The following is a 26,251-nucleotide window of genomic DNA, read 5'->3' as shown; positions in this document are numbered from 1 at the left end:
CGCCACACGAAGGAGAGAGGACCGTGAAGAACGAGATCGCTGGCATCTGCATCCCTGACAGCCGCCTGGCCGCGGAAGCGACCGAGCTCGCGCGGGAGATGTCGGCGCCCTTCCTCTTCAACCACGTCATGCGCACGTACCTCTTCGGCGCGCTGCTCGCGAAGCGGCGCGGGCTCGAGCTCGATCTCGAGCTGTTCTACCTCGGGGCGGCGCTCCATGACCTCGGCCTGGTCGAGAGGTTCCGGGGCCCGGAGCGGTACGAGGTCGAAGGCGCAAACGCGGCGAGCGAGTTCCTGAAGCAGCACGGCGTGCCCGAGGAGGCGGTCGGCCTCGTGTGGGACGCAATCGCGCTGCACACCGTGAGGGGGGTCCCGCCCTACAAGCGGCCCGAGGTGGCGCTGCTGCACGTCGGAACCATCATGGACATCGCTGGCACGGACCTGAAGGAGCTCTCTGCGGACGAGGTGGATGAGGTGCTCCAGGCGTACCCGCGTCTCGATTTCAAGCGCGCATTTCCACAGGCGATCGCTGACATGCTCGCCAGCAAGCCTGAGACTGCCTTCTACAACTTCACGGCCGATATCGCCGAGCGCCTGATCCCGGGCTTCCATGCCCCCAATTTCTACGACGTCATCCTGGCGGCGCCGTTCAAGGAGTGACCGGACCCAGCGCGTCGAGATCTGTAGCCTCCGAGCGCCGCGCCCGCGAGCATCAGCGCCGCTGCGCGCAGATCGTGGCGCCGCTGCTGGACGCGGCGGCGGAGGGCGCCCCGTTGGGCCACACCAACCGTCGCCATCCGTCAGATCCTCCGGGATTTTGGGAGAGCCCACGCCACAGATCTCGCCGCTGCTCCCGTTCGCCAGCGGCGTCACCGTGACGTTGGGTACAAGGGAGTACTTCTGGAGCCCGGCCACGGCGGCGGGCTCATCACCGGCGGCTCGGCGCCGCCTTCTGCGAGGGCCGTCCGCGCCTTTGCCCTGACTTCTCGCAGATCATCCGGGACGCGCCGCGCATCGAAGAATCCAGCATGGTACCCCTTGCGCACCACGCCGTGCCGGAGTACCCTGCCTTCCTCACGACGTCACTGGCTCTCGACACGATGCTTTTTCTCCCTCTGCACGAGGGAGGCGTTGCTCGCGCGGATGACTGGACGACGCACCGTGTGCCTGCGCGGGATTCGCCGCGCGGCACGTCACCGTTCGATCCGCAACGGCTTCATCGAATGGCAGGCGAAGAGCGCTCACGAGCGCAGCTGCAGGCCGTGAAAGTAACGTGTCATGGGTAATCGTCTTTACGTCGGCAATCTCTCGTACAACACCACGCGCGAGTCGCTCGAGAGCGCGTTCGCCGGCAGCGGCGAGGTCCGCGAGATCTCGATGCCGACCGACCGCGAGACCGGCCAGCTGCGCGGGTTCGCGTTCGTCACGATGGGCTCGGCCCAGGATGCGAACAGCGCGATCTCGCAGCTCAACGGCTTGATGCTCGACGGGCGCGCGCTCAAGGTCAACGAGGCGCAGGAGCGCCCCGGCGGCGGGGGCGGTGGCGGCGGGCGCGGTCGTTACTGATCGCGCTGCTCGTCCAGTCGAAACAGGGCGGCGGACCCCCCAAAGGTCCGCCGCTTTTTTGCCACCCCGTGAGCCTGCGCACGAGCCAGCCGAGCTCGAGCGGGCTACCGAGCGCGCAGGAGAGGGCCTCTCCGCGTGCTCGTCTCGTCGAACGTGCCAGAGAAACCAGGCTGCTCGTGTAAAGTGTGGGACACGCTCCGGCACGACCGCAACCACATGTCGGTCTGTCCGGGCGTGCGCCGACAGATCTCACCGAGAAGCCTATTTCAGGACGCCCGATCAAAGGCGTCCTGAGGCTGGAGTCATCATGCAACGACAGACCGCGTTGAAGCGCCAGAAAGAGCGCGCCCGTATCGAGAAGCAGCGCGAGAAGACGGCGAACCGCCTCGAGCGCCGCAATGACAAGGGATCGAGCGGCGGTCTGGCGCCGGGTGAAGATCCGGACATCGCCGGCATCGTCCCAGGGCCGCAGCCGCCCGCCGTCGATTGAGCCCGGTCACCGCGCCGCGCTGCTCCGCGCGGCGCAGGTCGCGAGCCGATGCCCTGCCGGGATAGCCCTTCCTGACGGCTCACGCCCGGCTCCTCGCTCCAGCACAGGCTCTCACTTCCACCCTCTCGGCGGGTAGGAAGTCCAAGCGCTTTTGTGGAATTCATCTTCTCCAACCTCTAGGGCAGGTCGACCGGGCGACCGCCGCAAGGCTTTCGCGGGCGGCGAAGTCGTCGCGGCGCGGCTGAAGCTTCACGCCTGCGCCTGGACAAGGGTCGTGTCGACGCCCCGCCGATCGGGGTCGTTTCCTACTGGGGAATCCCGCATGTCGCCCTTGCAGCAACGGCTCGGTCGAGGCCGGTCGCGACCTCAAGGAGGGCCACGATGCGTGGACACCCGTTCCTCTCATGCGTACACTCGTCCATATGACGGACCCCGACGACACGCGATCCATGCGCGAGCGGATGCTCGCGGGAGACCCCTACATCGCCGACGATCCCGAGATCGCCGAGCGGAGCGCCGCGGCGCTGGATCTGATGGCGGCTTACAACGCGACCTCGGTGCGCCAGCGCCCGCTGCGCCGCCGGCTGCTGGAGCAGCTGCTCGGCTCGATCGGCGAGGGCACGGAGATCCGCCCGCCGTTCTATGTGGATTACGGCGCGCACATCACCATCGGGGCGCGCTGCTTCGCGAACTTCGGGCTGGTGGCGCTCGACGTCGCGCCGATCACCATCGGCGACGACGTGCAGATCGGGCCCAACGTGCAGCTGCTCACGCCGACCCACCCGCTGGACCCCGAGCCGCGGCGCCAGAAGTGGGAGGCCGCCAAGCCCATCACGATCGGAAACAACGTGTGGCTCGGCGGCGGCGCGATCGTGCTGCCCGGGGTGACGATCGGGGACAACACCGTGGTGGGCGCCGGCTCCGTCGTGACGCGCGATCTGCCGGCCAACGTCGTCGCGGTGGGCAATCCCGCGCGCGTGATCCGCACCCTCGACGGCGCCGCAGCCGCGCCGGCGGCGGCGGGCGACGCGCGCGGGTGACGGGGGCGCGATGGGCAGAGCCAGCGCGAGGCGCGCCGCGCCGGCGCGGAGGGCGCGCCGCCACGACCCGGGGCGCAGGGATCGGCTGGTGGCGACGGCGCTCGACGTCATCGCCGAACAGGGGATCGCTGGCGCCTCGCATCGCTCCATCGCGCGGGCCGCCGATGTGCCGCTCGGCTCGACCACGTACCATTTCGCGTCGATCGACGAGCTCCTCGCCGCGGCGTTCACCCGGCACGCGGAGGCCGCGGCGGCCCGCTTCGAGGCGCGGATGCGCGCCGCTTGCGACCGAGAGGCCGCGGTCGATCTCCTGGTCGAGCACCTCACGGCGGACCTGCTCGGCTCGCCGCGCGACCTCGTGCTCAGCGTCGAGCTCTACGTCGCCGCCGCCCGGCGGCCCGCGCTGCGCGCCGTCACCCAGGCCTGGATGCTGCGGAGCCGACGCGCGCTGGAGCTCCACTTCGACCCGGTGACCGCGCGGGAGCTCGACGCGCTGATCGAAGGCCTGGTGCTGCACAGCGCGCTGTCCACGGATCCGATGACGGCCGAGCAGATCCGGCACGCGATCTACCGGTTCACCCGGTGAGGACACGCATGCCGCATTCGAGGCATGGTCGCCGGAGCTCAGCGACGCACTCGATGGATCCAGGTCCCCGGCGCGCCGTCCTCACAAGCCCAGATCGCGCTCGATGCGATCTACCGCGTCGTCGATGTCAGCGCCCGGCGACTGCCCAGACAGAGCTCGACCTGCCCTTCGTTCAATCTCCGCTACTTCGCCGCCGACAGCCCTCTCGTGAGGTGGGCGCGCACGCTCTCCACGGGGTGGGCATTGCCCCACAGGATGTCGCCCTCAGGGCCGCCTGAGACATGCAAGCCGACAACCTCGCCTCCGGCGTTCACCACCGGTGCTCCGCTCGTCGCGCGCAGCTCGAGGGTGGTGTCCTCGAACTGGTAGGCGAGCAGCGTCGGCCTGGAATGGACCACCCGTGCCCGGTGCAGGCGCTGACCTGCGGACTTTCCGCCGAGGACCTCGGCCACGAGCCATACGTCCTCGCCCGGCGCCGCGTTCCTGGGCGCGAGGCGCAGCGCGCGGGCGGACAGGCTCGCGGGGGCGCGGAACGCCGCCACGTCGGTGGACCAGTCCCCGGCCTCCCGAGCATGGCCGGCCGACGGCAGCTCCACCATCGGGCCAGCCCGCAGCGGCTCCTCGTCGCCCGGGTCGATCTCGGACAGGTACACGGCCCGGACGAGCTGGCCGAGCTCCGTGGCGCTCATCTCCCGTTCGAACCCGCCGGCTGTACCAAACAGATGGTGGGCCGTGAGCCCGAGCGGGCCGGCCTGTCCTGGGATGGAGACGAAGAAGGCCGTGCCAGCGCTGATTCGCCCTTCTGCCGTGTCGAACGTGGGCCGCACGACGGAGCCCTGGGGCAGCGAGGGTGATGTCGCAGCCGCGGACAACCTGCCGGGGGCGGACGTCAGGCCCGCGTCGCTCTGCGCTGCCGGCGGGGGGGAGCTGCGGCAGGCGCCGAGGAAGGCGATGACGAGCAGCGAGAGCCAGGGCGTGGATCTCATGACCGCCCTTCTATCTCCAGGAGTCGAGCGCGCGTCAATGGCGCGTCGCTGCCCTGCGACAGGCCAGGGCGACGGCGCGGCCGTCAACCGTTCACCCCCGCCGCAGGGCCGCCTCCCGGGGCGCGCCTCGGCCCGCCGCGCCGGAGGAGGCGGGCTCGGCGGACCGCGCGGGATGTGTCCGAGGCGTCGAGATCTCCAGCGCCCACGATGACGCCGCCGTGTCAGCATGGCCGCCCGTTTGACACCCCCCCTTCGCGCGTCCAACAGATCCTCTCATGAAAACGCTCTATGCATTGCTCACGTTGCTCGTCCCGAGTCACCTCCTCGCCGAGGAGCCCGCCGCGAGCGCCCCGCCCGACAGGGCGGAGCCCGCGCGCTGCGGCTGCGCGGGCGACGGCCCTGGCCCGCTCGCAGGGCAGCTCGATCCCTCGTTCGGAGAGGCGGGGACCGGGATCGCGCGGGTGCGCTTCGGCGCCGACGACGACGGCGGCTTCTTCGATGTCGACGTCGCCGAGGATCGGATCATCGCGGCCGGATGGGGCCAGGGCGGGCTCGGCGCGACCAGGTTCCGCGTCGTCCGGCTGACCGGAGCCGGCGCGCTCGATTCCACCTTCGGCGACGGCATGGTGACCACGGGCTGGGCCAACTCGACCGGCGACCTGGCCTATCTGGCCGCCGCCGGCCGCCAGTACCGCGGCGAGGTCGTCGCCATCGGCTGGCGCGACAGGTTCCGGGGCGCCTCGGCGGACGTGGCGCTGGCGCGCTACGCGGAGGACGGCTCGCTCGACCCCGGCTTCGGCGACGGCGGCAAGAGCCTGCTCGACCTCGGCGGCGACGAGGAGATCCGGGGCGGCCTCGTCGCTCCGGACGACGGCATCGTGGCCGTGGGCCAGCGCGACGGGCGCCTGCTGATCGCGCGCGCCACCGCGGACGGGGCCCTCGACACCTCGTTCGCCAGCCCGCGCGGCTACCGGACCGTCGCGCTGGGCACGGCGTCGGTCGCCGAGGCGGTCGCTCTCGATCGCCGCGGCCGCGTCGTCGTGGCCGGCTCGGTCGAGCGGGACGGCCAGCGCGACATGATCGTGATCCGCCTGCGCCGAGACGGCGCGCTCGATCGCTCCTTCGGCCGCGGGGGCGCGATCGTCGCCGGCGATCCCGGGATCGACGAGCGCGCGGTCGCGCTCGCGGTGTCGCCCGACGGCGGCCTCGTGGTGGCCGGCGACGCGGGGGCCGAGGGGGCGCGCGACTTCCAGGTCCGCCGCTTCCACCCGGACGGCGCGCCCGACCTCGAGTTCGGCGACGGGGGCGTGGCCGCGTGGCCGACCACCGGCGGCGACGACGTGGCCGAGGACATGGCCCTGCTCCCGGGCGGCGCCGTCCTCGTCGCGGGCAACGGCGGCGAGCGCGGCGAAGGCGGCACGACCACGCCGCTGCTCGCGCGGTACACGTGCGACGGCGCGCTCGACCCGGCGTTCGGCGAGGGCGGCGTGCTCCCGGTCGATCTCGGCGAGTTCGGGCAGCTGCACACCGTGAAGGTCGTCTCGGACGACAAGGTCCTCCTCGGCGGCGGCGACGTGGGCATGTCCCCGGGGCCCGGCACCTACGGCGTCGTGGCGCGGATGTGGATGTGACGTCGCCGGCCGGCGCCGGAGAGAGCGCACCTGCGAGCCGCTCCCTCGTCCCGGATTCCACGCGTCTCCCTTTGTCCCGCCTGCCCTTGTTGCCACGGCGACGCGTCGAGCCTCCCTGAGCGAGCCTCCCGGCCTTAGGTTCTCCTCACGGAGGGGGCGGATGAACACCATGGCAAAGTCTACGGATCTGCAGGTCGTGGAGGTCGAGGGGGCCGGCACCGTCTCGCTTCCGCCCGACTCGCTTCGCACGAACGTGTCCGTGGAGGTCCGCTGCGAGAGCCTGGAGGCCGCGCGCGAGGAGGCCGCGGCCAAGACACGAGCGATCATCGAGGCGCTGGAGAGGCTCCAGATTCCGTCGCTCCAGGTCAGGAACGTGGATGTCTCGGTGAGCCCGATCTCGGAGGGCGAGACGGCGCGGGAGCGCGTCGCTCCGCCGCGGATCATCGGATACGAGGCGACGAGCACGGTCTCGGTGATCCTCGAGGGGGCGCCGATCGACGTGCTCCGCGTCGAGAGCTCGAGGATCCTCGAGGCGGCGCTGTCCGCGGGCGCCAACCAGACCAGCGGGATCCGCTTTTTCCTGCGCGCGCCGCAGGAGGCCTACCGAGCGGCGCTCAAGGCCTCGATCGCGGACGCCGAGCGCAACGCCGGCGCGATCGCCGAGGCGGCCAAGATCAAGCTCGTCGGGTGGCGATCCGTGTCGAGCGCGGGCGACGAGGACGGCGGGCGCGCCTGGCAGATGGCGGCCGGTCGCATCGGCCCGCGTTCGACCACGTTCCCGATCGAGCCCGGGGAGATCCAGGTGACAGCCACGGTGAGGGCCCGCTTCCGCTTCGCGAAGCGGTAGAGCACCCGTCGCCACCGAAGCTGATGCTCGCCGCAACATGGCCGGCCACGACCACCTTCCCGGCCGCGTCGACGGCGATGCCGGTCGCGCGCTGAGGGACATCGGAGCCGAAGCTCTTGCTTCAGAGGTGCTCCCCCCCGCAGGAGGCGTTCACGCCATCGCAGTTCTCGTCCGCCTCCGTGTGGCAGTCATCCGAGGTCGGGAGCACTTCGCCGATGCAGGGCCCGTAGCCGGTCCCCTGGGCGTTGCAGATCTTCGTGCCTCCCTTGCAGGTCCCGACGCCCGCGGTTCCGGGGGAGCCCGTATAGCACGGCGCAGCCGCGCCGGGGACACAGATACAGCCGGGGCCCTCCTCGTTGGCCTGACCATCGCAATCTTCGTCGGCCGGATCGATGCAGGTCTCAGCCGCTGGAGTGACCTCACCGATGCAGGCGCCGAGCTCCGACCCGTCAGCGCTGCAGGTCGCGACGCCCCGCCGGCAAATCCCGACATCCGCGGTGCTGGGCGCCGCCGTGTAACACGGGACTTGAGCCCCAGGCTCGCACACCGTGCCTCCCTCTCCACCGCCTCCCCCGTCGCCCGCGCCCGCGCTTCCGCCGTCGCCCGCGCCCGCGCTTCCGCCGTCGCCCGCGCCCGCGCTTCCGCCGTCTCCGCCCGCGCCCGCGCTTCCGCCGTCTCCGCCCGCGCCGAGACCTCCGCCGGATCCCGTTGTGGCGCCGCCCTCGCCGGCTCCGCTCTCGGCGCCGGCGGATCCGCCGCTCCCGCTGGGGGCACCGCCTGCGGCGCCGTGGCCGCCGCCGCCGTCGCCGTTGTCACAGGCAGAGCTCATCAGCCAGAGCAGCGCGATCCAGGCCATTCGACGAACCGTGAGCATCCCTTTACCTCCCTGAGCCGACGGCTTCCTTGGGGCCGACGCTCGAACGCTTGCCGCTCGATGCGACCCGCCGCAACCCCGTTCACCGCGCCACGTAAGATCCACCACGGCCGAGGCGAGGCGGGCGTCGCGTATCCTCGGTCCCGCGGCGCTCACGGCTCCCGCGCGCACCGGGCCCCGATGCCGGCCGCGCGGGTCGTCGGGGAGCGGTGATCGCGGGTGGAGAGGTGCAGCGCCTCCGCGGCGCTGCGCCAGCCGCCGCCGCGCATCACCCGTTCCGTGCCGCCCGTCGTGACGGCGCAGTCCACGCACTCGGGCGGGTAATCTCCATGATAATCCAGCATCCACTCCCACATGCCCCCCGCCAGATCCGCTTGCTCGAACAGCCCGTCTCCCTGCGGTGACTTCGACCCGACCGGCAGGAGGTCCTCGATCACGCACCCCGCCACGTCGCTGCCATTGCACGCATACACCGCGTGGTCCCGATCGAGCGTCTCATCGTCCGCCGAGGTGGACCACGGATACGGACGCTGCTCGGCGCCGCCGGCCGCTGCGTACCCCAGCTCCGCCTCGGTCGGCAGTCGGCCGCCGTCCCACGCGCAGAACGCAAACGCCATGTACCAGCTCAGGCAGTTCATCGGCAGGCGCTCGTTTGCGCCGGGCTCATCCGTCCACGCCCATGCAGTTTCCTCCGAATCGCAGAACAGCCCTTTCAGGAGCTCGGCCCGGTCCGGCGGCAGCCGATCTTCCCACTCCGCATCCCAACCGCTCCCCGGGATGAGCGGGTGCGCGCCGGCGCCCGCTGCCGGCCGGCTCCCGGGATACGCGTCCACGAACGCCCGGAACCGCCCCAGCGTGACCTCGAACCGGTCCAGCTGGAAGTCGCTCACCGTGGCCGGGAAGGCCGCGTCGTTGCTCCGGTTGAACGTACCCCCCACGACCAGCTCGCTCGCGCAGCAGCTCTCGTCTTCCGTGGGCCCGCACGTCGCAGGCAGCCCGGCGCAACGACTGCCTGTCTCCACGCCGCCGCCGCCGCCGCCGCCGCCGCCCTGGTCCTCCATCGGATGATAGGGCTTGTCCAACCCGACGACCGTCGTGCACCCGACGCCCGGCAGGCACAGCGCCGCCCACAGCCATCGCCCAGATCGTTGTCTCATGCTCCTCGTCTGTTACCGAGGCGAGAGTGAGGGATCAACAGAACGGCCGCTGGACGACCGGCGGAGCCCGCCGCCCGACCACATTGACGCAGCGCGGCCCCGGGGCTAGAGGGTCGAACGCCCCGGCGCTCACAGATGGACACGCTGCGAGGCAGGCTGCATGGCGCCGATCATCCCCGACAAGAAGAAGATCAAGAGCTTCCGCACCGAAGCCGAGCTCGAGGCGTGGATGGCCGCGAACCACGCGCAGGAGACGGAGCTGTGGCTGAGGATCTACAAGAAGGGCTCCGGCGTGCCGACGGTGACGCAGGCGCAAGCGCTCGACGTGGCGCTCTGCTGGGGATGGATCGACGGCATCCGAAAAGCCCTGGATGAGAGCTCGTTCTTGCAGCGGTACACGCCGCGCAAGCCGAGGAGCGTCTGGAGCCAGATCAACCGCGACAACGTCGCCCGCTTGACCGCCGCGGGGCGCATGACGCCCCACGGGCAGCGGCAGGTGGACGCGGCCAAGGCCGATGGCCGCTGGGATGCGGCGTACGCGCCGATGCGCGGCGCGACCGCGGCCACCCTCCCCGACGACCTTCGCGCCGCGATCGAGGCGAACCCACGGGCGCGTGAGACGCTCCAGCGGCTGGGGCGTCAGAACCTGTTCGCGCTGGCGTTCCGCACGAGCAACATGAAGACGCCCGCCGGCCGCGCAAAGAAGATCGCCGAGCTCGTGGCGATGCTGGCGCGCGGGGAGACCATCGTGCCGGAGCGGCGTAGAGAGCCGAAGGCGGCCCGGCCCCCCACGGAGTGAGTCGCCCTCCGCCCGATCTGGCCGCGCGCAGCCCGGCATGCCGCGCCCGGAAGGGCTCGGGTCAGCAGGTCAACCGGGGTGACGCTCGGCGCGAACGAACGGGCAGAGGCATTGTTGCGGCCGTCTTGACAAGCAGCCCCGTTGCGTGAAATGTAGTCGTTCCACCCAATAAGGAATTCCATGTCCTGGCCGGAACCCGTCACCTTGCGCGGGCGCCATGCCGCGCTCGAGCCGCTGACCCACGCCTACCATGATGATCTCGTCGACGCGGTGCGCGACGGCGAGCTGTGGGATCTCTGGTACACCTACATCCCGCGCCCCGAAGGCATGCGCGACGAGATCGAGCGTCGGTTGTCCCTCCAGCGCTCGGGTTCGATGCTGCCCTTCGTCGTGATCGACGCGCGGAGCGGACGCGCGGTCGGCATGACCACGTACATGGACATCGACGCAGCCAATCGGCGCGTGGAGATCGGCTCGACGTGGTACCGCAAGAGCGTACAGCGCACCGCGATCAACACCGAGTGCAAGCTGCTGCTGTTGCAGCACGCGTTCGAGGCGCTGGACTGCATCGCGGTGGAGTTCCGAACGCACTTCTTCAACCACCAGAGCCGGCGCGCCATCGAGCGGCTGGGCGCGAAGCTCGATGGTGTCTTGCGCAACCACCGCCGCGCGTCCGACGGCACGCTGCGCGACACGTGCGTCTACAGCATCATCGCTCCGGAGTGGCCCACGGTGCGCAGCCACCTCAATCATCAGCTCGCGAGGCCTCGCGAGCCGATGACCGCGCGCTGAGACCTCGGCCGCGGCGCCGCCGCCTCAGTCGTAGTACTCGTTCCCGAGGTGCGTGATGAGGTCTTCCCCCATCATCCACCGAAGCGTGTTCTTGAGCTTCATCGACTGGATGAACAGGTCGTGCTCCGGATAGAGCTCCGGCGCCGTCATCGGGCTCTTGAAGTAAAAGCTCAGCCACTCCTGCGTCCCGCTGAACCCCGCCCTCGCCGCGAGATCCAGGAACAGCGCCAGATCTAGCACGATCGGCGCCGCCAGGATCGAGTCCCGGCAGAGGAAGTTCACCTTCATCTGCATCGGATAGCCGAGCCACCCGAACAGATCGATGTTGTCCCACCCCTCCTTCGCGTCCCCGCGCGGCGGATAATGCTCGATCCGCACCTTGTGGTAGAGCTTCGAATACAGCTCCCTGTAGAGCTCCGGCTGGAGGATCTGCTCGAGCGCGCTGAGCTTCGAGGCCTCCTTCGTCTTGAACGAGTCCGGATCCTCCAGCACCACGCCGTCGCGGTTGCCGAGGATGTTCGTCGAGAACCACCCCGAGACGCCGAGCATCCGCGCCTTGAGCGCCGGCGCGATCACGGTCTTCATCAGGGTCTGCCCCGTCTTGAAGTCCTTGCCCGCGATCGGCACGCCGTGGCTGCGGGCGAGCTCCCAGGCGGCAGTGAAATCCACGGTCAGGTTCGGCGCCCCGTTGGCGAACGGGACCCCCTCCTTGATGCACGCCCAGGCGTAGATCTGCGAGTTCGAGATGGCCGGGTGGTTCGAGAGGAGCCCCGCCTCGAACGCGGCCGCCGACCGGTGCACCTCCGACGGCGTGATGAAGATCTCCGTCGAGCCGCACCACACCGCCACCGCCCGGCTCGCCCCGCGCGAGCGCACGAAGCCGCGGATGTCGTCCCGCACCTGCTCCACCATGTCGGCCTTGCTGCGGCCGGCCTTCACGTGCGGCCCGTGCAGCCGGCGCACGTAGTCCGGGTAGAACACCGCCTTCATCGGCGTGACGGCCGCGAGCTCCTCGCGGACGGCATCGAGGTGCGCCGCCTCGAGCACCTTCGCCTCCACCGCCGCCTCGTACGCGTCGTCGGGGAAGATGTCCCAGCCGCCGAACTCGAGATCATCGAGCGACGCCAGCGGGACGAAATCCTTGATCTTCGGAGAGCGGCTGTCCGTCCGCTTCCCCAGCCGGATCGTCCCGAGCTGCGTCAAGGCCCCCACCGGCGCGGCGACGCCCCGCCGCGCGAGCATCACGCCCGCGATCGTCGTCGTCGACACCGCCCCGAGCCCCGGGAGGAGCACGGCCAGCTTCCCCTGCGGTTTCGTCAGCTTCTGCGGCTGCTTCATCAGATCTCTCCTCACTCGCGACCAGCTCGGCCGCTCACGGCTCGTCTCGACGAACGCTCGGCGCGCGCGGCGCTGCTCAGCCGTTCGCGGCCTGAGGCAGCGGCGCGTCGCTCTCCGACGCCGCCAGCGCAGGCGCGTGCCGGCCCAGCCCGAGCACGCTCCGGAAACCCTCGATCGTCCGGCGCAGCCCCACCCGCAGCGGCACCTTCGGCTCGAACCCGAGCACCCGCTTCGCGTGATCGATGACCGGCTGCCGCTGCCGCGGATCGTCCTGCGGCAGCGGGCGGAACGCGATCCGGCTCCGGCTCCCGGTCAGGCGAATCACCTCCTCGGCGAGCTCCAGCACCGTGAACTCCTCCGGATTACCGAGGTTCACCGGCCCCGTCTCGCTGGGGTGCTCCATCAGCCGCACGATCCCCTCGACGAGATCGTCCACGTAGCAGAAGCTCCGCGTCTGCGAGCCGGCGCCGTAGACCGTCAGCTCCTCGCCCTGGAGCGCCTGGACGATGAAGTTCGACACCACGCGCCCGTCGTCGAGCGCCATCCGCGGACCGTAGGTGTTGAAGATCCGCGCCATCCGGACCTCGACGCCGCGGCGACGGTGGAAGTCCATCACCAGCGACTCGGCGCAGCGCTTCCCCTCGTCGTAACAGGAGCGGATCCCGATCGGGTTCACCGAGCCCCGGTAGCTCTCCGGCTGCGGGTGGACCTCGGGATCGCCGTAGACCTCGCTCGTCGACGCCTGGAACACCCGCGCCCCGCAGCCCTCGGCGAGCTTCAGCGCGTGGAACGTGCCGACCACGTTGATGAGCGTGGTCCGCACCGGATCGCGCTGGTAATGCGGCGGGCTCGCCGGCGAGGCGAGGTTGTAGATGCGATCGACCTTGAGATCGTACGGCTGGGTGACGTCGTGCTCCACCAGCCGGAAGCGGCGATGGTGGAGGAGGTGGGCGACGTTGCCCCGGGAGCCGGTCGAGAAATCGTCGAGCGCGATGACCTCGTGGCCGTCGCGGATCAGCCGATCACACAGGTGGGAGCCGACGAAGCCGGCGCCTCCGGTCACCAGGATGCGCAGCGCAGCGCTCATGTCTCTCTGACCTCCTCTCCAGGCGACGACGACCGGACGACCGCCCCGGCACGGGTGGGCGCGATGGGGTTCCTCCACGCCACGGTCGCTTCGTCATCCTTCATTGGCAGCACGCGGTTTCGAGCCGACACCACACGTTCACGATCCCCGGTCCCCTGGGAGCTCCCGCTCGTCGAAGAGCTCCCGGGCGTATCTCTCCAGCGCCTCGGCGCGGTGCGCCGCGGTGTGCCGGGCGAGCACGCGCTCGCGCGCCCGCTGCCCGATCGCGACCCGCTCCCGCTCGGGGAACTCGCGGAGCAGGCGCAGCGCCTCCTCCGAGGAGCGGGCCACGAGGATCTCCTTGCCCGGCTCGAAGACCTCGTCGAGCCCGGGCGAGTCGTCGCTGATCACCGGCACGCCGCAGGCCGCGGCCTCGAACAGGCGCACGCTCGGCGAGTACCCCGCCTCGATCATGTCCCGCCGGGTGACGTTGAGCGTGAAGCGCTGCGCGCCGTAAAAGGCGCGGTGCTCGCCCGGCGGGATGTGATCCGTCCGATCGACGTTCGCCGGCCATGCGATCTCCGCCGGGTACTGCGGCCCCGCGACCGCGAAGCGCCCCTGCGCCCAGCGGCGCGCCGGCTCGACCAGGAGGCGATCCAGCGTGGGCTGGCGATCGGGGCTGTAGGTGCCGAGGTAGCCGAGATCCCACCGGGGCGAGAGGCGCTCCGGGAAATACGCGTCCGGATCCACCGAGCAGTAGAGCGGGCGCGCCCGCTTCGCCCCGTAGCGGCGCTCGAGCAGGTCGAGCGTGGGGCCGCCGGTGAACGAGAGGTAGAGGTCGTAGCGCGGGATCAGCGCCGCAGACAGGTACTCGGTGTCGCCCCGCTCCAGCTTCTTGAGCGTCACCGGCGTGTCGATGTCGTAAAACGCGGTCTTCCCGCGCGCCGTCTCCGTCACCCAGGCGCCGACCTCGACCCCGTCGGGCACGTAGGACCCGACGACCACCATGTCCGCGTCGCGCACCGCGTCGCCGAAGCGCGCGCGGAGGTCGTCGAGCCCCTGATAGAGCTCGGTCCGGCCGTACGGAGGGTCCGGCAGATCGCGGTTCTCCGCGTAGAACCAGAGGTCCCGCTCGAGGAAAAGCACGCGGTGCCCGCGCTGGGCGAGCCGCTTGAGGAGCCCGCGGTACGTGGTCGCGTGGCCGTTGCCCCACGACGAGGTGATCGACAGGCCCAGGAAAACGAAGGAGATGGTCTTCACGGAGCGATCGCGGTGAGGGTTGCGTCGGCGGCGTCGTCGGGGCGGCCGAGCAGCGCCTCGACCTGCTTCGCGCGCTCCGCGTAGGTGTGCTCGGCGAGCACGCGCTGCTTCGCCGCCTTGCCGATGGCGCGGGCCCGCTCGGGGATGAGCGCCCGGAGGATCGCCGCGACCTCGTCGCCGCTGCTCGCGACGAGCACCTCGCGCTCGGGCTCGAGGAAGAGCTCGATCCCCTCCCACGCGTCGGTGATGAGGCACGCGGCCGCGCCCGCGGCCTCGAACACCCGCGTCGCCGGGGAGAAGCCGACCGACGCCATGCTGTCGCGGGCCACGTTCAGCACCGCGCGGGCGCTCGCGTTGAAGGCGTTGTGATCCGCGGTGTAGACGTGCCCGACGTACCGGACGTTCGAGGGCATCGCCTTGTCCTGCCAGCCGTTGCCGCCGAGCAGGAACCGGAGCTCGGGGAGCGCGGCCGCGGGCCGCAGGAAGAACTCCTCCACGCGCCGCTCCCGGTCCGGGAGGCGGTTGGCGAGGAGCGCAAAATCACAATGAAATCGCGGATCTGGCGCGACCTCGAAGTGGGTCTCGGGGTCGAGCGCGTTGTAGATCGGCACGCAGCGCCGGGCGCCGAGCGCCTCGTAGCCGCGCACCACGGGGTCGCCGCCGCCGTAGGTGAAGACCAGGCCGTAGCGCGGGATCTGCGCGCGGAACGGGTCCGACGGGTTGGTGCGGACCCGCTCGAGCGTGGCCGGGGCGTCGACGTCCCAGAAGATGGTGGTGAGCCCCGGCCGATCGAGCGCGGCGACCTCGGCCTCGAGGAGCTCGTCGAAGACGCCGACGCCGCTCGCCTTGACGACGACGTCGGCGCACCGCGCCTGCTGGACGAGCCGCCTCGGCTCGTCGGCGTCGGTGCCGGAGTAGACCACCACGCGGGCCCACGGCGGATCGTCGATGTCGCGGTGCTTCTGCCGGTCGTACGCGTCAGGCTCGTAGAAGGTGACGCGGTGCCCCCGCGCGGCGAGGGCGCGGATGATGCCGCGGTAATAGGTGGCCGCTCCGTTCCAGTAGGCGGAGACGAGGCTCGATCCGAAGAAGGCGATGTCGAGCGGTCGGCTCGAGGTCGGGCGTCGGTTCATGCGGTGGCTCGCTGGGTGGTGGCGGCGGGCGCCGGGCGGTCGACCTCGATGCCGAGGTCGGCCGAGATGCAGAGGAGCTCGTTGACGCGGTGGGCGCAGGTGTGGCGGGCGAGGACCGTCTTGCGCCCCCGCTCCGCCAGCTCGGCGGCCATGGCGGGCTCGGCGAGGAGCGCGCGCAGGTGCTTCTTCATCTCCTCGCCGTCCCGGGCGACGAGGTAGTCGAGCCCGGGCGAGAACAGCTCTTCCGCGTCGCTCCACGGCGAGCAGACGAGCGGGATGGCGCACGCCATGGCCTCGAACGGCCGGATGGTCGGGATGCCCGGGAGCGACGCGACGTAGGGCCGCCTCGGCACGTGGACGGTCACCCGCGCCCGCGCGAACGCGTCGGGCGCGCGGTAGTTGGGGAGCCAGCCGCGGTACTCGAGCCCGGCCGCCGCGAGCGCGGCGCGGGCGTGCTCGGGGTAGCGCACCCCGTGCACGCGGGCGGAGAGGCCGAGATCGCGCGCCGGGCCGATGAGGAACTCGTCGAGCTCGCGGGTGCGCTCCTCGTCGCCCCAGTTGCCGACCCACACGAGATCGCGCTCGGGCTGGATCTCGCGGCGCGGGCGGAAGACCCGCGCGTCGGCGGCCTCGTGCCAGACGAACGCCCGGCGGGCCCAGCGGCGCTCGAGGTAGAGGTCGCGGATCACCCGGCCGAAGGCGAGGACGCCGTCGTAGTGGGTGAGATCGTAGCGGGCCATGGCCCCGGGATCGGTGACCGACCGGTGGTGCGTGTCGTGGAAGAGCAGCCGGTACGACGCGCCGGCCCGGTGGGCGCCGACGCGGGCGACCAGCTCCGGCTCGCTCCACTCGTGGACGATCACCAGCGCGGCGCCCTCGAGCGCCTCGTCCAGGTCGAGCGAGGCGAGGTCGTAGCGGATCGGGTCGACGTGCGGGTAGACCTCGCGCACCTCGCGCAGCGGGGCCTCGCCGTGGTCGGCGACGAGGTTCTGGAGGCTCCACGCGTCGCGCGGCTCGAAGACGCGGACCTCGTGCCCGCGCTCGGCGAGCTCGGTGACCACGCCCCGGAGGAAGTGCGCGTTCCCGTGGTTCCAGTCCGACAGGAGCGAGTGGCAGAACAGGACGACGCGCATGGCTCACTCGCCTCCCACGGGGGCCGCTTCGGCGGCGCGCGGCGCCTCGCGCGCCGGCGAGCGCCTCGTTCGCGAGCTGCCCCGGAGGAGCTCGCCGTAGAGGTGCAGGTAGCTCCGGGCCATCCGCCGCGGCGAGAACTCGAAGGCGCGGGCGCGGGCGCGCGACGCCATCCCCTGCCGCCTGGCGGGGTCGTCGATGAGCGCCTTTAGCGAACGCCGGAGGGCCTCTGTGTCGCCGGGATCGACGTAGAGGGCCGCGTCCCGCCAGACCTCGCGCAGGCTGGGGATGTCGCCGAGGACGAGGGCGCAGCCGGAGAGCGCGGCCTCCAGGACCGACAGGCCGAACGGCTCGTAGCGGGCGGGGTGCGCGTAGATCGAGGCGCGGGCGAGCGCGGCGGCGACGCCGGCCGGCGAGAGCACGCCGAGGTGCTCGAGCGACGGGATGGGCCGGCTGCCCCCGCCGGGGTGGACGTCGCTCCCGGCCACCTGGATCGGCCAGGGCAGGCGAGGGGCCACCTCGCCGAGGGCCGCGATGTTCTTGGCCTGGTCCCAGAGCCGCCCGACCGCGACGATGACCTCGTCCTTCGGACCCGGGGCGAACCGGTCCGGGGCGGCCGCGTTGGGGATCACCACCGCCCGCGCGCCCCGGGAGGGCGCGAGCGCGCCGTGGTGGCGCACGAGGGCGTCGAGCATCGCCTGGGTCGGCGCCACCACCGCGGACGCGGCGGCGAGCCCGCGGGCCACCTCGCGCCGGTAGCGATCGTACTGCGGCGGCGCCTCCCCGCCGAGGACGGCGGTCCACCAGGAGAGGACGCACGAGTGGGCCACCACGAGCTTCGGGGCGCGGAAGCCGAGGGCGCCGTGCGCGTAGCCGTTCAGGTGGACCACGTCCGGGCGGACGCGCTCCTCGAGCTCGAGGAGCCAGTCCCCGGCGCGCGCGACGTCGTCCCAGGGGTCGTCCATCCACTCGAGCCGGAAGGAGCTCTCGAAGACGGCGAGCCCGGGCACGCGGCCCGCGGCCTCGCGCTGGGGCGCCGAGAGCGGCCCGCCCATGGTGGCGAGCGACGTCCGGACCCCGCGCTCCGCGAGCGCGGCCGCGAGCTCGATCGCGTACGAGAAGACGCCGCCCACCGTGTCGGCGGTCATCAACACGGAGCCGGGGGGGTGCGGGGCGTCAACCATGGCCCGGCGCCGCGACCTCGAGCTCGGAGAGCGGGAGCGGGCGGCTCTCCTGGATGTCGCTGAAGTGATCGAACTGGCCGAGGTAGTGCGCGACCGAGCGCTCCCACGCCTGATCGTCGGGGAGGCCCCAGCGCATCGTGTAATCGGGCGAGCCGGGGTAGGGGAACATCGGCACCGGCTCGTTCGCCCACACGCCGTGCTGCCGGAGCCGCTCCCGGAAGGCGGCGACGTCCGCGGGATCGTCGGTCTGCGACTGGATCAGGTTCGCCTGGACGAAGGGGACGCTCTTCTTGGCGTGGATCAGGAGATCGCTGAGCTGCTCGGTCGAGAGCTTGCAATGCTTGGCCAAAAGGCTCCTGCCCTCCTTCGTGATGCTCTCCACCCCGGCTTCGATCGAGACGCACCCCGCCTTCCCGAGCAGGTCGAGCATCTCGCGGTTCCAGTTGTCGACGCGCATCTGGACGCCGAACGACACCGGCCGATCCACGAGCGCCTCGAGCAGCGGGCGGTCCGGGAGGAAGATCTCGTCGACGAAGTAGACGTAGCGGACGCCCTGCGCGACGAGCCCGTCGAGCTCGTCGAGGAGCACGGCGAGCGGCCGCTTGCGGTAGCGATCGCGGAAGTTGTCCTTCGCGCAGAAGGTGCAGTGATAGGGGCACCCGCGGGACGCCTCGATCTCGGCGCCCGGCCCGACCGGCGCGGTGTCGAAGCGGTGGTGGTGGTGGGCGTGGCGCGCGACCATCGCCTCGTCCCAGCGGAGGGCCGGGAGCCGCGCCATGTCGGACGCGTGCGGCCCGCCCTGGACGCGCGCCTCCTCGCCTTCCACATAGGCGATCGAGGCGATCTCGCCCCAGCGCGCGCGCGGCAGATCCGCGAGCTTGACCAGGACTTCCTCGCACTCGCCCATCACCACCGCGTCGACCCCGAGCTTGTGCACGGTGGCGCGGGGGGTGGTGGAGGCGTGGGGGCCCACCGCGAACCGGAGCCCCGGCAGGTCGCGCAGGGCGTGGAGCGTCTGCTGCGGGGCCCGGAGCTCGGGCGGAGCGCAGCGCCAGAAGAGGTAGCTCGGCGCGGTGGTCACCACGATGGCGTCGGGGCGGAGCGCGGCCACCTCGTCGCGGAGGGCCTCCAGGGAGAGGTTCCGGGCCTGGGCGTCGACGATCGCCGCCTCGTGCCCCGCCGCCTCGAGCAGCGCCCTGGCGTAGCCGTACTCGAGCGGCAGGTGAGGCTCGCGGCAGCCGAAATAGATGCTCCCCTCGAAGCTCCAGGGCGGGTTGACGAGCGCGAACCTCACTCGGCGCCCTCCATGCAGAGCTCCTCGGCCGCCTGGCCTGCGGCCTTGCCGGCGCCGGTCATCTCGCGCAGCCAGCCGTACAGCTTGCGCACGCCGTCGCGGAATCGGACGCGCGGCCACCACCCCGTCGCCGCGTTGAACCGGCGGCAATCGGAGACGTAGTAGCGCTGATCGCCGGGGCGCCACGCCTCTAAGCCGGTCGCCGGGCGCTTGCCGTCGAGCTCCTCGATGAGGTCGAGCAGCTCGAGAAGACTGAGGGTGTTCTCCGGGCCCCCGCCGATGTTGAACGCCGTCGCGGAGATCTGCCGGATGTTCTTGCGGGCGAGGAGGAAGGCGTCGACGAGATCGTCGATGAACAGCACGTCCCGGACCTGCATCCCGTCGCCGTAGAGGGTGATCGGCTCGCGCCGGAGCGCCTGGAGGAGGAAATGAGCCACCCACCCCTGGTCCTCGGTCCCGAACTGGCGAGGCCCGTAGATACAGCTCATCCGGAACACCGCCGCGGGGAGCCCGAAGGTGCGGGCATAATCGATCACGTACTGATCCGCCGTGCCCTTCGAGCACCCGTAGGGGCTGTGGAAGTCGAGCGGCCGCGCCTCCGAGATGCCGGAGGCGCGGAGCCTCGGATCCTCGGGCGCGTACTGCCGAGCCCTGCACTGGAGCGCGACGTCGGGGAGGCCGCCATACACCTTGTTGGTGGACGTGAAGAGGAGCGGCGGCGGGGCGCTCTGGGCGCGGATCGCCTCGAGGACGTTGAGCGTCCCCCGGGCGTTGATCTCGAAGTCCTCCACCGGCCGGACCAGGCTGGTGGTCACCGCGACCTGGGCGGCGAAATGAAAGACGCTGGAGGCGCGCCGGACCACCTCGGCGACCGCGCCGGCGTCCCGCACGTCGCCGGTGACCAGCGTGACGCGGTCGCCGTGGACGCGCTTCAGCCAGTCCACGTTGCGCGCCACGGAGGGCCGCGAGAGGTCGTCGAAGAGGATCACCGACTCTCCCGCCTGGAGCAGGCGGTGGGCCACGTTGGACCCGATGAAGCCGGCGCCGCCGGTGATCAGCGCCGGTCGCCCCGGCTCCCCGGCCGCGCCGCGGGGATCGAGATCCGCGGCGCTCATACCGTCAGCCCCCGGGACTCCAGCTCGGCGCGGGCCTGGGCGACAGCGTCCTTGGCCACCTGGCCCTCGAGCCAGCCGGCGAGATCGCGGAGCCCCTCCTCGAGGGTGACCTGGGGCTCATACCCGATCTTGCGCTGCGCCGCGCCGATGTCCGCGAAGCAGTGCCGGATGTCGCCCAGCCGCGATTTCCCGGTGATCTCGGGGTCGATCCGGTCCTTGCCCATCAGCTTGCGGACGTGATCGGCGACCTCGCGCACGGTGTACGAGCGCCCGCTGCCGATGTTGAGCACCTGGCCCACCGCGGAGTCGGCGCCGAGGACCCGGACGCAGGCGCGGGAGATGTCGGCGACGCTCACGAAGTCGCGCCGCTGCAGGCCGTCCTCGAAGATGAGGGGCGGACGATCGTTGAGGAGCCGGGAGGCGAAGATGGCGAGGACGCCGGTGTACGGGTTGGAGAGGGCCTGGCGGCGGCCGTACACGTTGAAGAAGCGGAGGGCGACGGTCGGGATGTTGTAGGCGCGCCCGATCGTGAGGCAGAGCCGCTCCTGGTCGTACTTGGAGAGCGCATAGACCGACTCGAGCGCCGGCGTCTTGGACTCGGGGGTCGGGATCGGCACGAGCGCCTCGCCCGTCTCGCTCCGGACCTCCCAGTCGCCGCGCTTCAGCTGATCGAGCGGGCGGCTCGCGCCGGGGACCACGGCGCCCGAGGCGGTCCGGTAGAGCCCCTCGCCGTACACGCTCATGCTGGAGGCGACGATCAGCCGCGAGACCGGCCTCTCGGCGAGCTCTTCCAGGAGCACGGCGGTGCCGAGGTTGTTGACCGAGGTGTACTCCTCGATCTTGTACATGCTCTGTCCGACCCCGACCATGGCCGCGAAGTGGTAAACGACGTCCACGCCGCGCAATGCCGACTTCACCGCGTCCCGGTCCCGGACGTCACCCACGATGAGCTCGACTTCCGGGTTGAGGTACGCCGGGCGCCGGCGCTCGGGCCCGTGCACCTGCGGGATGAGGCTGTCGAGCGCCCGGACGCGATGCCCTTGGCGCAGGAGCTCGTCGGCGACGTGCGAGCCGATGAAGCCCGCTCCACCGGTGATGAGGACGTGACTGGCCATATTCCTCTGTGTCGATGGTCAATGCGTGGCAAAATGCCACGAGTCGTCAACGCGCGTGGCAAAACGCCACGCAGCTGAGCGGACGAGACTAGGCTAAATAAGAGGGAGCCTTCGCGACGGCGCCGCGCTCTGGACAGCTCACTGCGCCACCGTGTCCGGTTCTGTTCAGCGCGGACATCGTACAATCGACGCCCGGGACGCCATCCGAGTAACATGTAACTCACGATCCTGCAAGAGCGGTTCGTGAGAGATTTGACAATATCACCCGCAGTACGATCTTCGAGTCGCGCTGGCGAGCACTCGAATCCCGCCGAACCCTCCGTGATTTCCCGGACAATCTTCGGGCTCTGTCCGCGGCGCTCCGGCGCGTGGGCGCGCGGTCTGCGGACGACGGAGCGTTCGATACTCCACCTCACCATGGTATCAGGCGAAACCGGCGCTCTTCTAGGGAGAGCCCGCATTGACCACACCATCATGTTCCGCGGCGCGCGCTCGATCTCCTCCGTTGAACGGCTCGAGGCCGGGGATGACGCCCAGCCGTCTCGGAACCGTTCATGAGCGCATCTCCCGAGATGAGGGCTCCGAAAGGCCGACTTGTCAATCCGTTTTCGTCGGAGCTGCCGCACCGGCCGTGGCCGGTCGCGCGCGATGGACTGCATTACGATGAGCTCTGAGAAATTCCACGATTATCTGCAGCGAACGGGCGCAACGTGCGCGGCGCGGTCCCGGCCGGGCGGGCGCGCTGCTAAGCTCGCCGTCGCCCGCGCCGGGCGGGTCCCGGGGTACCAGCAAGGAGGAGCCATGATCGTCGTCACAAACCGCATTCCCGTCGCCGAGGGCCACGAGGCCGAGTTCGAGGACCGCTTCAAGAACCGGGTCCACCTGGTCGACCGCGCGCCCGGCTTCATCCGGAACGAGGTGCACCGGCCCAAGCCGATGAAGCTGGACCACGCGACCGGCGCGTGGAGCCCGGATCCGGACGCGCAGGGGTTCTACGAGGTCAAGACCTGGTGGAGGTCGATGGACGACTTCATCGCCTGGACGAGGAGCCCCGCGTTCGCGGAGGCGCACCGGAACCGCGCGCCGAAGGAGATGTTCGCGGGCCCGAGCAAGCTCGATATCCACGAGGTGTTCCTCAGCACCGATCTGCAGGGCTAGCGATCCTCGGCGCCGGTCGGGGGCGCCGTGCGCGCGGGGGCGCCGTGCGCGCAGCAGGCGCCTTGCGCTGCTGCGCGCGTGCGCTCCCGGCTTGAAGCCGTGTGGCCTCGTGTACTACGAGGCCGGGCGAGCGGGCCCGTCGGGCCGCGGGCCAGGGGCCGCGCGGTCGGGCGGCGCCTCGCCGACCTCGCCCATCATGTCAGCATTCACTCCAGCAAGACGGGACGCCGGCGTCGAGCGCTGGCGCCCCGCGGGCCCACGGCCAGGCCGAGGCGCGGGGCCCGAGCGGCCCCGCGTCGAGGCGGCGCGGGGGCGGCCGCGGCGGGTTCCGGGGAAGGCGCTGTTTCTCCTCCCCAACCTGATCACGCTGTCATCGATCTTCTGCGGCCTCGACGCGGTACGGCGCTCGGCCGCCGCGCGGTCGGACGACGATTTCCGGCGCGCCGCGAGCCTCATCCTCCTGGCGATGCTCCTCGACGCGCTCGACGGCCGCGTCGCGCGGGCGACCAGGACCGACAGCGCGTTCGGGCGGGAGCTCGACGCGCTGGCCGATCTCGTCTCGTTCGGCGTGGCCCCGGCCGTCCTCGTGCACCAGTGGGCGCTGCACCGCCTCGGCCTCGCCGGCGTGCTCGGCGGGTTCGTGTTCGCGGCGTGCGGCGCGATCCGGCTCGCTCGCTTCAACGTCCTCTCCCTCGCCGAGGCGGGCTGTTCGTCGGCGCCGCCGCGGTACGTCGTCGGCCTCCCCGTCACCGGCGCGGCCGGGATCCTTGTCGCGATCGTCATGACCCACGGCGTCGCGGACGGGCAGCTCGCCGGGGTCGGCGCCGCGCCGGCGGTCCTCGCGACGACGCTGCTCCTCTCGCTCCTGATGGTGTCGACCCTGCGGTTCCGCTCGTTCAAGGATGTCCGCCTCGACGCCCGCACCGCGCTGTCGATCGCGCTCGTCATCGGATCGAGCGCGCTCATCTCGGCCCGCTGGGCGCCGGGGTTCGTCCTTGTCTGGCTGATCGGCGCCTACGTCCTGCTCGGCGCTGTCGAGTCGCTCTGGCGCCTTCCGGCGCGGCGCCGCGGCGCGCCGGGCGAGCCCGAGCGGAGACGATCCGGCACGGGCGGTGGGTCGCGTGGGGGCGGTGGACGGGAGTCTTCGCGATCGGCTCCGCGACAACCTTCGTAGAGCGGTCGCGCCTACCTGCGGAAGGAGCGGTTTCAGCGTTCGCAGCGTTCTTCACGGACGGAGACCGCGGCGGCGGGACGCGGTCCGGCCCCGATTGACGCGCCCGCGCCGGGCTGCCATCGTCGCGCGCGGAGATATCGCTATGCTCGCTCGCTTGCGTTTGCTTCCTCTCGCCGCGCTCGCCCTCGCGTGCGCCGCCTCGCCGGAGCCCGTGCCCGCGGCCGCGCCCGCGCCCGCGGAGCCCGCCGCGCCTGCGCCGTCTCCGGAGAGCGCCCCCCTCACGTCGGGCGGCGACCCGGGCTTCGACCACGATGTGTCGGGCGTCGTCGGGGCGCCTCCGCCGGCCTGGGACGTGGGGCCCTGGTACAACTCACCGCCGCTCACGCCGGCGGATCTGCGTGGCAAGGTCGTGCTCGTCCGCTGGTTCATGTCGCCGAACTGCCCGTTTTGCAGCGCCACCGCCCCGGCGCTCAAGGCGCTGGACGAGCGCTATCGGTCACGAGGGCTCGTCGTCGTCGGGATGTATCACCACAAGGACGACGAGCCGCTCGATCCGGCGGCGGTCAAAGGCTACCTGTCGCATTTCGGGTACAGCTTCCCGGTCGCGATCGACCCGGACTGGCGCACGCTCAAGCGCTGGTGGATCGATGGCCATCCGAAGCGCCAGTACACGAGCGTCAGCTTCCTCCTCGATCGCGCGGGGCTGGTGCGGCACGTGCACCTCGGGGGCCAGCTTGCGCCCGATACCCCCGAGTTCGCGACCGTCGAGGGGCGCGTCCGCGCGCTGCTCGACGAGCCGGCGCGGTGACACCGCGCCGAGCATCGTCTCGACCCCCCTCGCCAGCGTCACTGCCAGTTGACGGTGGCCCACCCGTGGGCAGGGACGCTGAACTGGAGCTTCTTCCCGGCCACATCGAGGACGGTCATCTTCGCCGCACTGCCGGAGTTGTACAGGATCGTGACGATGGTCCCGTCGGGATTCTTGAACGCCAGCGCATCGCCGCCGGTCGTGGCGACGCGCATCGCCCCGGGATCGACGTACTCGGAGAGGTGGCGGAAGACGTGGTAGACGGGGGTCACGTTCAGCGTCTTCGCCGCCGTGTCCACGATGAGCAGCGCGTTCTGAGGCCAGGGCCGCTGCGAGTCCAGGTTCTTCCCCGCCGTGTCCAGCACCATGTTCCAGGCGCTGTACGAGGTCACCCCTGCCTTGATCCAGTCGCGGATGAGCCCCCAGCTCTCCTCCGCGTACGCGTGATCGTTCGGCGCCTTCTGCGCGTCGAACGGCGGTGAGCCCGCGGGGTTCCAGGGGTAGTTGCCGCACTTGTGCTCCGTCTGCACGATCGGCAGATTGCGCGATCTCAAGCCGGATACGCTGCTCAGCATGTTCCACTGCAGCCCGAAGCCCTTGACGTACCCCATCGCGGTGGCGTCGCCGGTCACGGCGCTGATGATCGCCCCGTCCTTCCCGCTTTCGTTGTTGGACATCGTGCCGAGATAGATCTGCGCCGTGAGCCCCCGGTCGGCGAACGTCGGCCCGAGGTAGGTGCCGATGAACTTGGCCATGAGCGGCCCCGTCCAGAGGCAGCTCGGGTACCTCGTCTCGTAGTTCGGCTCGTTCTGAGGGTGAACCGCCTCGATGGTGATGCCCTCTCCGGCGTACGCCTCCACGAACTTCGCGAGGTACAGGGCATACGCCTGCAAGGTGCTCGCGTCTTCCTTCATCCGGCCGCCGTCGAAGGCGCCGTTGCTCTTCATCCAGGTGGGGGGCGTCCAGGGGCTGGCCCAGAGGTGGAGGCCGGGTTTGACGGCGAGCGCCGCCTTGATGTACGGGATCAGCCGCTCCTTGTCCCGCTCGATGGAGAAGCTCGCCATCGCGGTATCGTTCGGCGTCTCGTCGAGGGTGTAGCGATCCATCGCGTAGTCGCTGGCCCCGATCGGAATGCGCCCGTAGACGAACGCCGCGCCCTCGTGCTTGTCGAAGAGGAGCTTGATGGCTCGCGCCCTCTCCGCCTCGCTGAGCATCGAGAGCACGTTCCAGCCCACCTCGTTGAAGGTGCCGCCGAACCCGTCCCAGCGCTGGTGCGTCGTCGCGTCGTCGACGGTCACGTCGGCATTGCCGCTCGTCACCTCCGTCGGCGTCCCCGTATTCCAGTAGTCGTTCGGACCGGACGTGATCAACGTGGGCTCGACCACGGGGGGCCCGCCGCCGGTGGACGAGCCGCCAGCGCCGCCGTCCCCCGTCGGATCGCCGCCGGCGCCGCCCGACCCGGTCGAGCCGCTCGCGTCTGTTCCGCCCGACCCCGTCGAACCGCCCGAGCTCGTCGAGCTGCCCGCCCCCGACCCGCTCGCCGCCGAGCCCGAGCCGCCCGAGCCCTCGGGCTCCGTCGCGCTGGTCGACGGACCGCAAGCCACGAAGAAAAATGCGAGCAAAACGGCGGTGGTCGAACCTCGTGCCCTGTTCATCACTAGAATCCTCGCTCCTGGGTGCAAACCCGCGGCGGTGCCCGAAGCACACG

At 71.1% G+C, this 26,251-nt stretch carries 25 protein-coding genes; 12 read left to right on the top strand and 13 right to left on the bottom strand.

Translation table 11 applies throughout. The annotated features are described in order from the left end of the window. Positions 1-23: 23 nt before the first annotated feature. The 5 genes from NQZ70_RS40325 (at position 24) to NQZ70_RS40305 (ending at position 3,681) form a co-directional block, all read left to right on the top strand. Complete coding sequence (locus NQZ70_RS40325) at positions 24-659, top strand: HD domain-containing protein (RefSeq protein WP_129578966.1); 636 nt, start codon at positions 24-26, stop codon at positions 657-659. 618 nt (positions 660-1,277) lie between these two features. Next, positions 1,278-1,565 carry an RNA-binding protein gene (locus NQZ70_RS40320; protein WP_129578965.1) on the top strand — a complete coding sequence of 96 codons (288 nt, stop codon included), beginning with the start codon at positions 1,278-1,280 and terminating at the stop codon, positions 1,563-1,565. A gap of 307 nt (positions 1,566-1,872) precedes the next feature. After that, positions 1,873-2,055 carry a hypothetical protein gene (locus tag NQZ70_RS40315; protein WP_061628774.1) on the top strand — a complete coding sequence of 61 codons (183 nt, stop codon included), beginning with the start codon at positions 1,873-1,875 and terminating at the stop codon, positions 2,053-2,055. Positions 2,056-2,477: 422 nt separating this feature from the next. After that, complete coding sequence (locus NQZ70_RS40310; RefSeq protein ID WP_129578964.1) at positions 2,478-3,095, top strand: sugar O-acetyltransferase; 618 nt, start codon at positions 2,478-2,480, stop codon at positions 3,093-3,095. Positions 3,096-3,105: 10 nt separating this feature from the next. Further along, the gene (locus NQZ70_RS40305; protein WP_129578963.1) at positions 3,106-3,681 is read left to right on the top strand and encodes a TetR/AcrR family transcriptional regulator; all 576 of its coding nucleotides are present in this window, start codon (positions 3,106-3,108) and stop codon (positions 3,679-3,681) included. A 182-nt stretch (positions 3,682-3,863) separates the two neighbouring features. On the opposite strand, the gene NQZ70_RS40300 is transcribed toward NQZ70_RS40305, so the two are convergent. Then, positions 3,864-4,667 carry a trypsin-like peptidase domain-containing protein gene (locus NQZ70_RS40300; protein ID WP_129578962.1) on the bottom strand — a complete coding sequence of 268 codons (804 nt, stop codon included), beginning with the start codon at positions 4,665-4,667 and terminating at the stop codon, positions 3,864-3,866. Positions 4,668-4,942: 275 nt separating this feature from the next. On the opposite strand from NQZ70_RS40300, the gene NQZ70_RS40295 reads away from it, so the two are divergent. After that, the gene (locus NQZ70_RS40295; RefSeq protein WP_129578961.1) at positions 4,943-6,298 is read left to right on the top strand and encodes a hypothetical protein; all 1,356 of its coding nucleotides are present in this window, start codon (positions 4,943-4,945) and stop codon (positions 6,296-6,298) included. 169 nt (positions 6,299-6,467) lie between these two features. Beyond that, positions 6,468-7,145, top strand: coding sequence for an SIMPL domain-containing protein (locus tag NQZ70_RS40290; RefSeq protein ID WP_165374407.1), 678 nt, complete (start codon positions 6,468-6,470; stop codon positions 7,143-7,145). A 121-nt stretch (positions 7,146-7,266) separates the two neighbouring features. Here NQZ70_RS40290 and NQZ70_RS40285 read toward each other — a convergent pair whose 3' ends face one another. Both NQZ70_RS40285 and NQZ70_RS40280 read right to left on the bottom strand, forming a co-directional pair. Continuing rightward, a complete protein-coding gene (locus tag NQZ70_RS40285; protein ID WP_207217608.1) occupies positions 7,267-8,001 on the bottom strand; it encodes a hypothetical protein in 735 nt (244 codons plus the stop codon). A gap of 170 nt (positions 8,002-8,171) precedes the next feature. Next, positions 8,172-9,176, bottom strand: coding sequence for an SUMF1/EgtB/PvdO family nonheme iron enzyme (locus NQZ70_RS40280; RefSeq protein WP_237244485.1), 1,005 nt, complete (start codon positions 9,174-9,176; stop codon positions 8,172-8,174). A gap of 160 nt (positions 9,177-9,336) precedes the next feature. Here NQZ70_RS40280 and NQZ70_RS40275 point away from each other — a divergent pair, with 160 nt between their 5' ends. Both NQZ70_RS40275 and NQZ70_RS40270 read left to right on the top strand, forming a co-directional pair. Beyond that, positions 9,337-9,975: a YdeI family protein gene (locus tag NQZ70_RS40275; RefSeq protein WP_129578958.1), complete on the top strand. Its 639-nt coding sequence runs from the start codon at positions 9,337-9,339 to the stop codon at positions 9,973-9,975. A gap of 180 nt (positions 9,976-10,155) precedes the next feature. Continuing rightward, positions 10,156-10,767: a GNAT family N-acetyltransferase gene (locus NQZ70_RS40270; RefSeq protein ID WP_129578957.1), complete on the top strand. Its 612-nt coding sequence runs from the start codon at positions 10,156-10,158 to the stop codon at positions 10,765-10,767. 24 nt (positions 10,768-10,791) lie between these two features. Here the strand turns inward: NQZ70_RS40270 and NQZ70_RS40265 are convergent, their stop codons facing one another. The 9 genes from NQZ70_RS40265 to NQZ70_RS40225 form a co-directional block, all read right to left on the bottom strand. Next, positions 10,792-12,105 carry an inositol-3-phosphate synthase gene (locus NQZ70_RS40265; RefSeq protein ID WP_129578956.1) on the bottom strand — a complete coding sequence of 438 codons (1,314 nt, stop codon included), beginning with the start codon at positions 12,103-12,105 and terminating at the stop codon, positions 10,792-10,794. Between the two features lie 76 nt (positions 12,106-12,181). Next, positions 12,182-13,192 carry a UDP-glucuronic acid decarboxylase family protein gene (locus tag NQZ70_RS40260; RefSeq protein ID WP_129578955.1) on the bottom strand — a complete coding sequence of 337 codons (1,011 nt, stop codon included), beginning with the start codon at positions 13,190-13,192 and terminating at the stop codon, positions 12,182-12,184. A 138-nt stretch (positions 13,193-13,330) separates the two neighbouring features. Beyond that, positions 13,331-14,431, bottom strand: a complete 1,101-nt coding sequence (locus NQZ70_RS40255; protein WP_129578954.1) for a glycosyltransferase — start codon at positions 14,429-14,431, stop codon at positions 13,331-13,333. After that, complete coding sequence (locus NQZ70_RS40250; protein WP_129578953.1) at positions 14,428-15,564, bottom strand: glycosyltransferase; 1,137 nt, start codon at positions 15,562-15,564, stop codon at positions 14,428-14,430. Before NQZ70_RS40250 ends, NQZ70_RS40255 begins: the two co-directional genes overlap by 4 nt. Then, positions 15,561-16,697 (bottom strand): glycosyltransferase, encoded by a 1,137-nt coding sequence (locus tag NQZ70_RS40245; RefSeq protein ID WP_129578952.1) that lies wholly within the window; start codon positions 16,695-16,697, stop codon positions 15,561-15,563. Before NQZ70_RS40245 ends, NQZ70_RS40250 begins: the two co-directional genes overlap by 4 nt. Positions 16,698-16,700: 3 nt before the next feature. Then, positions 16,701-17,879, bottom strand: a complete 1,179-nt coding sequence (locus tag NQZ70_RS40240) for a glycosyltransferase family 4 protein (RefSeq protein ID WP_129578951.1) — start codon at positions 17,877-17,879, stop codon at positions 16,701-16,703. Then, positions 17,872-19,173 (bottom strand): TIGR04295 family B12-binding domain-containing radical SAM protein, encoded by a 1,302-nt coding sequence (locus tag NQZ70_RS40235; RefSeq protein ID WP_129578950.1) that lies wholly within the window; start codon positions 19,171-19,173, stop codon positions 17,872-17,874. The genes NQZ70_RS40240 and NQZ70_RS40235 overlap by 8 nt, the downstream gene beginning before the upstream one ends. Beyond that, positions 19,170-20,288, bottom strand: coding sequence for an SDR family NAD(P)-dependent oxidoreductase (locus NQZ70_RS40230; RefSeq protein ID WP_129578949.1), 1,119 nt, complete (start codon positions 20,286-20,288; stop codon positions 19,170-19,172). Before NQZ70_RS40230 ends, NQZ70_RS40235 begins: the two co-directional genes overlap by 4 nt. Continuing rightward, positions 20,285-21,403, bottom strand: a complete 1,119-nt coding sequence (locus NQZ70_RS40225) for an NAD-dependent epimerase/dehydratase family protein (protein ID WP_129578948.1) — start codon at positions 21,401-21,403, stop codon at positions 20,285-20,287. The genes NQZ70_RS40230 and NQZ70_RS40225 overlap by 4 nt, the downstream gene beginning before the upstream one ends. An 801-nt stretch (positions 21,404-22,204) precedes the next feature. Here NQZ70_RS40225 and NQZ70_RS40220 point away from each other — a divergent pair. The 3 genes from NQZ70_RS40220 to NQZ70_RS40210 all read left to right on the top strand — a co-directional run bounded on the left by NQZ70_RS40220 (position 22,205) and on the right by NQZ70_RS40210 (position 24,543). Beyond that, positions 22,205-22,561: an antibiotic biosynthesis monooxygenase gene (locus tag NQZ70_RS40220; protein WP_061629153.1), complete on the top strand. Its 357-nt coding sequence runs from the start codon at positions 22,205-22,207 to the stop codon at positions 22,559-22,561. Between the two features lie 196 nt (positions 22,562-22,757). Next, entirely contained in the window at positions 22,758-23,735 is a 978-nt protein-coding gene (gene pssA / locus NQZ70_RS40215; protein ID WP_237244484.1) for a CDP-diacylglycerol--serine O-phosphatidyltransferase, read from the top strand. Positions 23,736-23,889: 154 nt separating this feature from the next. Then, the gene (locus NQZ70_RS40210; RefSeq protein ID WP_237244483.1) at positions 23,890-24,543 is read left to right on the top strand and encodes a redoxin family protein; all 654 of its coding nucleotides are present in this window, start codon (positions 23,890-23,892) and stop codon (positions 24,541-24,543) included. A 38-nt stretch (positions 24,544-24,581) separates the two neighbouring features. On the opposite strand, the gene NQZ70_RS40205 is transcribed toward NQZ70_RS40210, so the two are convergent. Further along, complete coding sequence (locus NQZ70_RS40205) at positions 24,582-26,198, bottom strand: glycoside hydrolase family 30 beta sandwich domain-containing protein (protein ID WP_165374406.1); 1,617 nt, start codon at positions 26,196-26,198, stop codon at positions 24,582-24,584. Positions 26,199-26,251: the final 53 nt, after the last annotated feature.

Origin of the sequence: Sorangium sp. So ce836, from assembly GCF_028553905.1 — a bacterium.
Lineage (GTDB): Bacteria > Myxococcota_A > Polyangia > Polyangiales > Polyangiaceae > Sorangium > Sorangium cellulosum_D.
Note: the sequence above shows the minus strand (reverse complement) of the source record. Positions and strands in the feature narration are given on the sequence as shown.

Bases quoted from the DNA above. Each gene is read 5' to 3' on its own strand.
- NQZ70_RS40300 (WP_129578962.1), bottom strand. From the start codon at position 4,667: ATGAGATCCACGCCCTGGCTCTCGCTGCTCGTCATCGCCTTCCTCGGC.
- NQZ70_RS40305 (WP_129578963.1), top strand. From the start codon at position 3,106: ATGGGCAGAGCCAGCGCGAGGCGCGCCGCGCCGGCGCGGAGGGCGCGC.
- NQZ70_RS40320 (WP_129578965.1), top strand. From the start codon at position 1,278: ATGGGTAATCGTCTTTACGTCGGCAATCTCTCGTACAACACCACGCGC.
- NQZ70_RS40250 (WP_129578953.1), bottom strand. From the start codon at position 15,564: ATGAACCGACGCCCGACCTCGAGCCGACCGCTCGACATCGCCTTCTTC.
- NQZ70_RS40280 (WP_237244485.1), bottom strand. From the start codon at position 9,176: ATGAGACAACGATCTGGGCGATGGCTGTGGGCGGCGCTGTGCCTGCCG.
- pssA (WP_237244484.1), top strand. From the start codon at position 22,758: ATGTCAGCATTCACTCCAGCAAGACGGGACGCCGGCGTCGAGCGCTGG.
- NQZ70_RS40260 (WP_129578955.1), bottom strand. From the start codon at position 13,192: ATGAGCGCTGCGCTGCGCATCCTGGTGACCGGAGGCGCCGGCTTCGTC.
- NQZ70_RS40310 (WP_129578964.1), top strand. From the start codon at position 2,478: ATGACGGACCCCGACGACACGCGATCCATGCGCGAGCGGATGCTCGCG.
- NQZ70_RS40265 (WP_129578956.1), bottom strand. From the start codon at position 12,105: ATGAAGCAGCCGCAGAAGCTGACGAAACCGCAGGGGAAGCTGGCCGTG.
- NQZ70_RS40240 (WP_129578951.1), bottom strand. From the start codon at position 17,879: ATGGTTGACGCCCCGCACCCCCCCGGCTCCGTGTTGATGACCGCCGAC.
- NQZ70_RS40205 (WP_165374406.1), bottom strand. From the start codon at position 26,198: ATGAACAGGGCACGAGGTTCGACCACCGCCGTTTTGCTCGCATTTTTC.
- NQZ70_RS40275 (WP_129578958.1), top strand. From the start codon at position 9,337: ATGGCGCCGATCATCCCCGACAAGAAGAAGATCAAGAGCTTCCGCACC.
- NQZ70_RS40285 (WP_207217608.1), bottom strand. From the start codon at position 8,001: ATGGCCTGGATCGCGCTGCTCTGGCTGATGAGCTCTGCCTGTGACAAC.
- NQZ70_RS40230 (WP_129578949.1), bottom strand. From the start codon at position 20,288: ATGAGCGCCGCGGATCTCGATCCCCGCGGCGCGGCCGGGGAGCCGGGG.
- NQZ70_RS40315 (WP_061628774.1), top strand. From the start codon at position 1,873: ATGCAACGACAGACCGCGTTGAAGCGCCAGAAAGAGCGCGCCCGTATC.
- NQZ70_RS40225 (WP_129578948.1), bottom strand. From the start codon at position 21,403: ATGGCCAGTCACGTCCTCATCACCGGTGGAGCGGGCTTCATCGGCTCG.
- NQZ70_RS40290 (WP_165374407.1), top strand. From the start codon at position 6,468: ATGGCAAAGTCTACGGATCTGCAGGTCGTGGAGGTCGAGGGGGCCGGC.
- NQZ70_RS40270 (WP_129578957.1), top strand. From the start codon at position 10,156: ATGTCCTGGCCGGAACCCGTCACCTTGCGCGGGCGCCATGCCGCGCTC.
- NQZ70_RS40220 (WP_061629153.1), top strand. From the start codon at position 22,205: ATGATCGTCGTCACAAACCGCATTCCCGTCGCCGAGGGCCACGAGGCC.
- NQZ70_RS40245 (WP_129578952.1), bottom strand. From the start codon at position 16,697: ATGCGCGTCGTCCTGTTCTGCCACTCGCTCCTGTCGGACTGGAACCAC.
- NQZ70_RS40295 (WP_129578961.1), top strand. From the start codon at position 4,943: ATGAAAACGCTCTATGCATTGCTCACGTTGCTCGTCCCGAGTCACCTC.